The following is a 6,903-nucleotide window of genomic DNA, read 5'->3' as shown; positions in this document are numbered from 1 at the left end:
TGTTAAGCACGCCGCCAGCGTTCGTCCTGAGCCAGGATCAAACTCTCCGTAGATGAATTCAACCCACGGCTGAGAACCGAGAGCTAGCACTCTCGATGTCAATCAACCAAAGGAATCCCCAACCCAGCCACCCGAAGGCGACCAAGCCGAATGGGGGTTTAACTATATGGCACTGACTTTCGGCACGCTGTTGAGTTCTCAAGGAGCGGACGCGCACGAAACCCGACCGAATTGCTTCGGCCTTCGTTCGCGGCGGTGTTCCCACTGTACACCGGGCTCCGCAGCGGCTCACCCTCGGGGGGTTCGGCCGGCGGTTTCCCAGGCCTTGCGGCCCGGTCCGTTCTCGCTCGGTGCATGGAGAACATTACACGCCCTCAGAGGGCCCTGCAAACCGGGGGGTCCCGCGGGGTCTTCGGAAGACCCCTCAGGGCTGCTGACCTGGGAGAACGCCGCTCAGGCCACCCCGCGGGGTCGGTACTGGACGCTGACCCTCGGCCCGACCGCCTTGGTCGTCTTCGGGATGCAGTGCTCCCACGTGCGCTGGCAGGAACCGCCCATGACGACCAGATCGCCGTGCCCCAGGGGGAAGCGGAGGCTCTCGCCACCGCCCACCGGACGCAACTGGAGCGGTCGGGGCGACCCGAAGGAGACGATCGCCACCATGGTGTCCTCCGTGCGACTGCGACCGATGCGGTCGCCGTGCCAGGCAACGCTGTCGCGCCCGTCCCGGTAGAGGCACATGCCCGCGCTGACGAACGGCTCACCCAGCTCCGGGCCGTAGTGCGCGTCGAGCTGGCGCCGGGCTTCGGTGAGGAGCGGGTGCGGCAGCTGCTCGCCTCCGCCGTACCACCGGAGCAGTCGGGGCACGGCGACCTCACGGTCGTACATCTGCCGCCGGTCGGCCCGCCAGCCGATGTCGCCCAGCAGCACGTCCAACACGCCGTCGGAGCCCTCCACCCAGCCCGGCAGGTGGTCGACCCAGGCGCCGCGGCTCAACTGGTGCCGGGTGACCCGACCGGCGAGCGGGGTCAGCTCCGGCTCCTCGGCCACGTCCCACATCGACGGCTGGTGCGCGAGCGTCATGGGGGCGACGCTACCGCAGGTTTCGCACACCTGTTCGAAAACCTGTGGACAACCTCAGGCGGAGAGCGCCAGCACGAAGGGGAGCACCGAGCCCGCGCCCGCCAGGCGCAGCTCGCGGCCGGCGACGGTCATCGTCCAGCGCGAGTCGGCCAGGTCATCGACGAGCAGCACGGGTTCGTCCCCCAGGGCCGCCAGCCGGTCGCGCAGCTCGGGTCCGACGACGATCCGCTGCCACACCCCGGCCAGCCGGAAGGCGCTGTTGCCCCCTGGCCCGCCGGTCGGCCCGCCGTGGGCCAGGTCGAGCGCCCCGAGGTAGGGGAGCCGCCCCATGCGGGCGAGACCCTCCGCCACCCCGGTGACCAGCGCGGGCCGCCGGCGCGAGGGCATGGCCACCACAGCACCGGGGCGCCGCGCCCAGTCCCAGGCGCCGAGCACCCGGCCACAGGCCTTGAGCAGCTCGTCGTCCGGTGGCGCGTCGTTCGGCAGCCCCGGGCGGATCACCCGGTGGCTCACGTCGTAGGCGGCGTCCGGGTCCTCCTCCAGGGGCGGGGCCTCGAGGTCGTCGGCCAGGGTCGCCACCCCGCCGACCCCGTCGTCGCCGAGCAGGGTGCGCAGCCGCTGCCCCCAGCCGAGGTCGGTGAGCCGGGCGACGGCACGCCCTGCGGTGATCTGCTCCCCGGGAGCGATCTTGCCCTTCACCTCGACTCCGAGCCGGTCGGCACCCGTGGGCCACTGGGCGCGCGGCGAGAGCTCCACGCCCGGCCGGTCGAGCCGGGCCGAGGCCGCTTCGGCGGCGCCGGCCGGGACGTCGGTGGAGTACCAGGGGCCGGCACACACGTCACAGCGACCGCAGGGGGCCGCGGTCGGGTCGTCCAGCGCTTCCTGGAGGAAGGCCATGCGGCACTCGGCGGTGTCGACGGGCTTGGCGTAGGCCAGCATCGCCCGCTGTTCGGACTCCCGCGTGGCGGTGACCCGGGAGTAGCGGTCGGCGTCGTACACCCAGGGGACGCCGGTGGACCGCCAGCCCCCCTGCACCCGCTCGACCGCCCCGTCGACGGCGAGCACCTTGAGCAGGAGCTCCAGCCGGGACCGGCGGACGTCGGCCACGGTCTCCAGTCGGGCCACCGACCAGGCCTTGCCGTCGGCCATGGCGGCCAGCACCGCCGCCGCGTGGTCCTCCCGCGGCATCGAGGAGGTGGCGAACCACTGCCAGATCGCGATGTCCTCCGGGCCGGGGAGCAGCAGCACGTCGGCGTGCTCGACGGCGCGCCCTGCGCGCCCGACCTGCTGGTAGTAGCTGACCGGCGACGACGGCGCGCCCAGGTGCACGACGAAGCCCAGGTCGGGCTTGTCGAAGCCCATGCCGAGCGCCGAGGTGGCGACCAGCGCCTTCACCCGGTTCTCCCGGAGCGCCTCCTCGGCGTCCTTGCGGTCGGCGTCGTCCAGCCGGCCGGTGTAGGCCCGCACCTCGTGCCCGGCGTCGCGCAGCAGCGCCGCCGTCTCCTCGGCCGCGGCCACGGTGAGCGTGTAGACGATCCCGCTGCCCGGGAGGTCGGCGAGGTGCGCGGCGAGCCAGGCCAGCCGGGCCCGGTCGGTGTCCAGCCGCAGCACGCCCAGGCGCAGGGAGTCGCGGGCCAGCGGCCCGCGCACGGTGGTGACCTCGACCCCGCCGGCGCCGAGCTGCTCGGCGACGTCGGCGACCACGCGCTCGTTCGCCGTCGCCGTCGTGGCGAGCACCGGGGTGCCCGGGGGCAGCTGGCCGAGCAGGTCGCGGATGCGCCGGTAGTCGGGGCGGAAGTCGTGCCCCCAGTCGGAGACGCAGTGCGCCTCGTCGACCACCAGCAGGCCGCAGCGCTCGACCAGGCCGGGCAGCTGCTCGTCACGGAACCGGGGGTTGGTCAGCCGCTCGGGCGAGACGAGCAGGACGTCGACGTCGTCGGCGGCCAGCCGGGCGTTGATGTCGTCCCACTCGGTGACGTTGGAGCTGGAGATCTCCACCGCCTTGATGCCCGCACGACCGGCCGCGGCCACCTGGTCCCGCATCAGCGCGAGGAGCGGGCTCACCAGCAGGGTCGGGCCGGCGCCGCGGCGGCGGAGCAGCGCCGTCGAGACGAAGTAGACCGCCGACTTCCCCCAGCCGGTGCGCTGCACGACCAGCGCCCGCTGCTGCCGTTCGACCAGCGCGGCCACCGCCGCGTCCTGCCCCTCGCGGAAGACCGCCTCGGGGCGGCCGGTGAGCTCGCGCAGGACACCGAGGGCCTCGTCGGCCAGCTCGGTCGGGGGAGGTGCCACCGTCGTCACACCCCCGACCGTAGGCGTCGGCACCGACAACCGGGACCCGGTGTGCGGAGACTGTGGACGAACGGTTGGATGGCGACTGATGCTGCCGCCGGACAACCACGTGCACAGCGAGTTCTCCTGGGACACCGGGCCACGGGCCTCGCTGCTGCGGGCCTGCGCGCACGCCGTGGAGATCGGCCTGCCCGCGATCGCCTTCACCGAGCACCTGGACTTCACCGTCTGGGACGCCGCCGACCGGGCCACCGCGCAGGGGCTGTCCGACCGCCACCCGGCCAACCAGCTGCCGATCGACGTCGACCTCTACGCCGAGACGATCTGGGAGGCCCGGCAGCGCTACCCCCAGCTGCGGGTGTGGTCGGGCGTCGAGGCCGGGGAGCCGCACCTGTTCGGGGCGAGCGTCGCCGCACACCTGAGCGCCTCCCCGGTCGACCGCATCCTGGGGTCGCTCCACTCGCTGCCGGTCGAGGGCCGGTTGATGGGGGTCAACCGGCTGCTCCACGCGCCGGGCACGGACGTCGTCGGCACCATGCGCCGCTACCTCGTCGAGATGGTCGGGATGATCGAGTCCAGCGACGTCTTCCAGGTGCTGGCGCACTGCGACTACCCGCGGCGGTACTGGCCCGGGGGCCGGGACGCCTACCCGGAGGCGGAGTTCGAGGAGGAGTACCGGGCGGTCTTCCGCGCTCTCGCCGGCAGCGGCCGGGCGCTGGAGGTGAACACCACCAGCCCGCTCTGGTCGGTGGAGCTGCTGCGCTGGTACCGGGAGGAGGGCGGGGACGCGGTGAGCTTCGGGAGCGACGCGCACCAGCCGCACCTGGTCGGGCAGCGGTTCGACCTCGCGGTCGACGTCGTCGAGCAGGCAGGCTTCCGGCCCGGCCGGGACCGCTTCGACTTCTGGCGCCGCTGAGTAACGGAACCCGGAGGTCACGGTCTGGTCCGGGACTGCCGAGAAGACCGATGTGACCGATCTGCACACCACCGAGGGCGCCGCCCCGTTCGAGGAGATGGCCGCTGCCGGGCACGCGTTCGTCGAGCAGCTGCACGACGAGGCCCTGCAGGTGATCGCCGACCTCGCCGAGCACTGGGACGACGTCGAGCCCGAGCCGCGCGAGGACGTCGCGGTGCTCGAGGCGAGCGACGAGACCACGAGCGACGACACCGCGACCGACGACTCGCCCGAGGCGCCCGCCGTGGCCGAGGAGCCGGAGGAGGTCCGGGTGCTGCTCACCTCCGAGCTGCCCGCCCTCCCGCCCCCGCCGCTGAGCCGGGACGCCGCCCGTCTGGCGACCGCCGCCACCGACGAGTTCGCCGTGCCGGTGTCCGACGACGCCGCGCTCGTCGTCGCCGCCTGAGGCAGGTACTTCACCGCTAAGGCACTCTGCCGCTAGGGTCCGGCGGGTGACCCCTCCCCGCCTCGTGGTCGTCGCCCTGGGCGGCAACGCCATGACCGGCCCGGACGGGTCGGCCACGCCCGCCGCGCAGCGCGCGGCGATCGCCGTCGCCACCGGTCACCTGGCCGCCGTGGTCGCCACCGGGGTGGAGGTCGTGGTCACCCACGGCAACGGCCCGCAGGTGGGGAACCTGCTGGTCAAGAACGAACTCGCGGCCCACGAGGTGCCCCCGGTCCCGCTGGACTGGAACGTCGCCCAGACCCAGGCGACCATCGGCTTCACCATCGCCGACGAGCTGGACGCGGCCCTCGCCGCGCGCGGGCTGCCCCAGCGCACCGCCGCCCTGGTCACCCGGACCCTGGTCGACCCGGCCGACCCCGGGTTCCGCTCGCCGACCAAACCCGTCGGCCGGCACCTGCCCCGTGACCGCGCCCAGCACTTCATCGACCTGGGCCAGGTCTGGGAGGACCGTGGCGAGCGCGGCTGGCGCCGGGTGGTCGCCTCTCCGGAGCCGCGGTCGGTGGTCGACGGCCCGGCGATCCGGGCGCTCGCCGCGGCCGGCTTCGTCGTCGTCTGCGCCGGTGGCGGCGGTGTCCCGGTGGTCGACGACGGCGCCGACGGCGGCGCGCTGCGCGGCGTCGAGGCGGTCATCGACAAGGACCTGACCGCGGCCCTGCTCGCCACGGAGCTCGGGGCGGACACGCTGGTCATCGCCACCGACGTCCCGCACGTGATGGTCGACTTCGGCACGCCGGCGGCCCGGCCGCTGGGCCGGGTCACCACCGCCGAGCTGCGGGCGCACGCCGCGGCCGGGCAGTTCGCCCGCGGCAGCATGGGCCCGAAGGTCGAGGCCGCGCTCCGCTTCGCCGAGGGGCGACCCGGCGCCCGCGCCGTCGTCACCTCGCTCGAGCACATCTCCGACGCCGTCACCGCCGACGTCGGCACCGTCCTGTCCGACTGAGCCCCTGTCCGACTGAGCCAACGAGGAGAACCGCCGTGCCCGCACCGATCGAGGTCCGCAAGGTCCCGCTGCACAACGTCAGTGACGCCTCCGAGCTGGCCAAGCTCATCGACGACGGCGTCATGGAGGCCGACCGGGTGGTCGCCGTCATCGGCAAGACCGAGGGGAACGGCGGCGTCAACGACTACACCCGGATCATCGCCGACCGGGCCTTCCGCGAGGTGCTGCTGGAGAAGGGCAGCCGTTCGAAGGAGGACGTCGCCCAGATCCCGATCGTGTGGTCCGGCGGCACCGACGGCGTGATCAGCCCGCACGCCACGATCTTCGCCACGCTGCCCGAGGAGTCGGTGGAGAAGACCGACGAGCCGCGGCTGACCGTCGGCTACGCGATGAGCGACGTGCTGCTGCCCGAGGACATCGGGCGCATCGCCATGGTGGAGAAGGTCGCCGAGGGCGTGCGCCGGGCGATGGCGGCCGCCGGGATCACCGACCCGGCCGACGTCCACTACGTGCAGACCAAGACGCCGCTGCTGACCATCGAGACGATCCGTGAGGCGAAGTCCCGCGGCAAGGACACCTACTACGACGAGCCGCACGGCTCGATGGACCTGTCCAACGGGACGACGGCGCTGGGCATCGCGGTGGCCCTGGGTGAGATCGAGATGCCGACGCAGGAGCAGGTCATGCGCGACCTGTCGCTGTTCAGCGCGGTCGCCTCCTGCTCCTCGGGGGTGGAGCTGGACCGGGCCCAGATCGTGGTCGTGGGCAACGCCCGCGGGCACGGCGGGAACTACCGGATCGGCCACTCGGTCATGACCGACGCGCTGGACCAGGACGGCATCTGGAACGCCATCCGCGAGGCCGGCCTCGAGCTGCCCGAGCGGCCGCACGTGTCCGACCTGGGCGACCGGCTGGTCAACGTCTTCCTCAAGTGCGAGGCCGACCCGACCGGCTACGTGCGCGGCCGGCGCAACGCCATGCTCGACGACTCCGACGTCTTCTGGCACCGGCAGATCAAGGCCACCGTCGGTGGCGTCGCCGCCTCGGTGACCGGTGACCCGGCGGTGTTCGTGTCGGTCGCCGCGGTTCACCAGGGCCCGAGCGGCGGCGGACCGGTCGCCGCGATCATCAAGGCCTGAGGGACGACGAGCGGCGCCGGTCCGAGGG

General features: G+C 73.3%; 6 protein-coding genes. 4 read left to right on the top strand and 2 right to left on the bottom strand.

What is annotated here, in order from left to right:
• Positions 1-453: 453 nt before the first annotated feature.
• Both ACI795_RS05510 and ACI795_RS05505 read right to left on the bottom strand, forming a co-directional pair.
• Positions 454-1,083, bottom strand: coding sequence for an alpha-ketoglutarate-dependent dioxygenase AlkB (locus ACI795_RS05510; protein ID WP_457074218.1), 630 nt, complete (start codon positions 1,081-1,083; stop codon positions 454-456).
• A 54-nt stretch (positions 1,084-1,137) separates the two neighbouring features.
• The gene (locus tag ACI795_RS05505; protein WP_457074217.1) at positions 1,138-3,375 is read right to left on the bottom strand and encodes a RecQ family ATP-dependent DNA helicase; all 2,238 of its coding nucleotides are present in this window, start codon (positions 3,373-3,375) and stop codon (positions 1,138-1,140) included.
• An 88-nt stretch (positions 3,376-3,463) separates the two neighbouring features.
• Between ACI795_RS05505 and ACI795_RS05500 the strand changes: the two genes are divergently transcribed.
• The 4 genes from ACI795_RS05500 to bar are packed head-to-tail and all read left to right on the top strand — an operon-like array spanning position 3,464 to position 6,875.
• Positions 3,464-4,291 (top strand): PHP domain-containing protein, encoded by an 828-nt coding sequence (locus tag ACI795_RS05500; RefSeq protein ID WP_457074215.1) that lies wholly within the window; start codon positions 3,464-3,466, stop codon positions 4,289-4,291.
• A gap of 52 nt (positions 4,292-4,343) precedes the next feature.
• Positions 4,344-4,736, top strand: a complete 393-nt coding sequence (locus ACI795_RS05495) for a hypothetical protein (RefSeq protein WP_457074214.1) — start codon at positions 4,344-4,346, stop codon at positions 4,734-4,736.
• A gap of 46 nt (positions 4,737-4,782) precedes the next feature.
• Positions 4,783-5,736: a carbamate kinase gene (locus ACI795_RS05490; protein WP_457074213.1), complete on the top strand. Its 954-nt coding sequence runs from the start codon at positions 4,783-4,785 to the stop codon at positions 5,734-5,736.
• A gap of 35 nt (positions 5,737-5,771) precedes the next feature.
• Positions 5,772-6,875, top strand: a complete 1,104-nt coding sequence (bar, locus tag ACI795_RS05485) for a barbiturase (protein WP_457074212.1) — start codon at positions 5,772-5,774, stop codon at positions 6,873-6,875.
• Positions 6,876-6,903 lie beyond the last annotated feature (28 nt).

It is taken from the genome of Modestobacter sp. SYSU DS0290, assembly GCF_054050955.1.
Note: the sequence above shows the minus strand (reverse complement) of the source record. Positions and strands in the feature narration are given on the sequence as shown.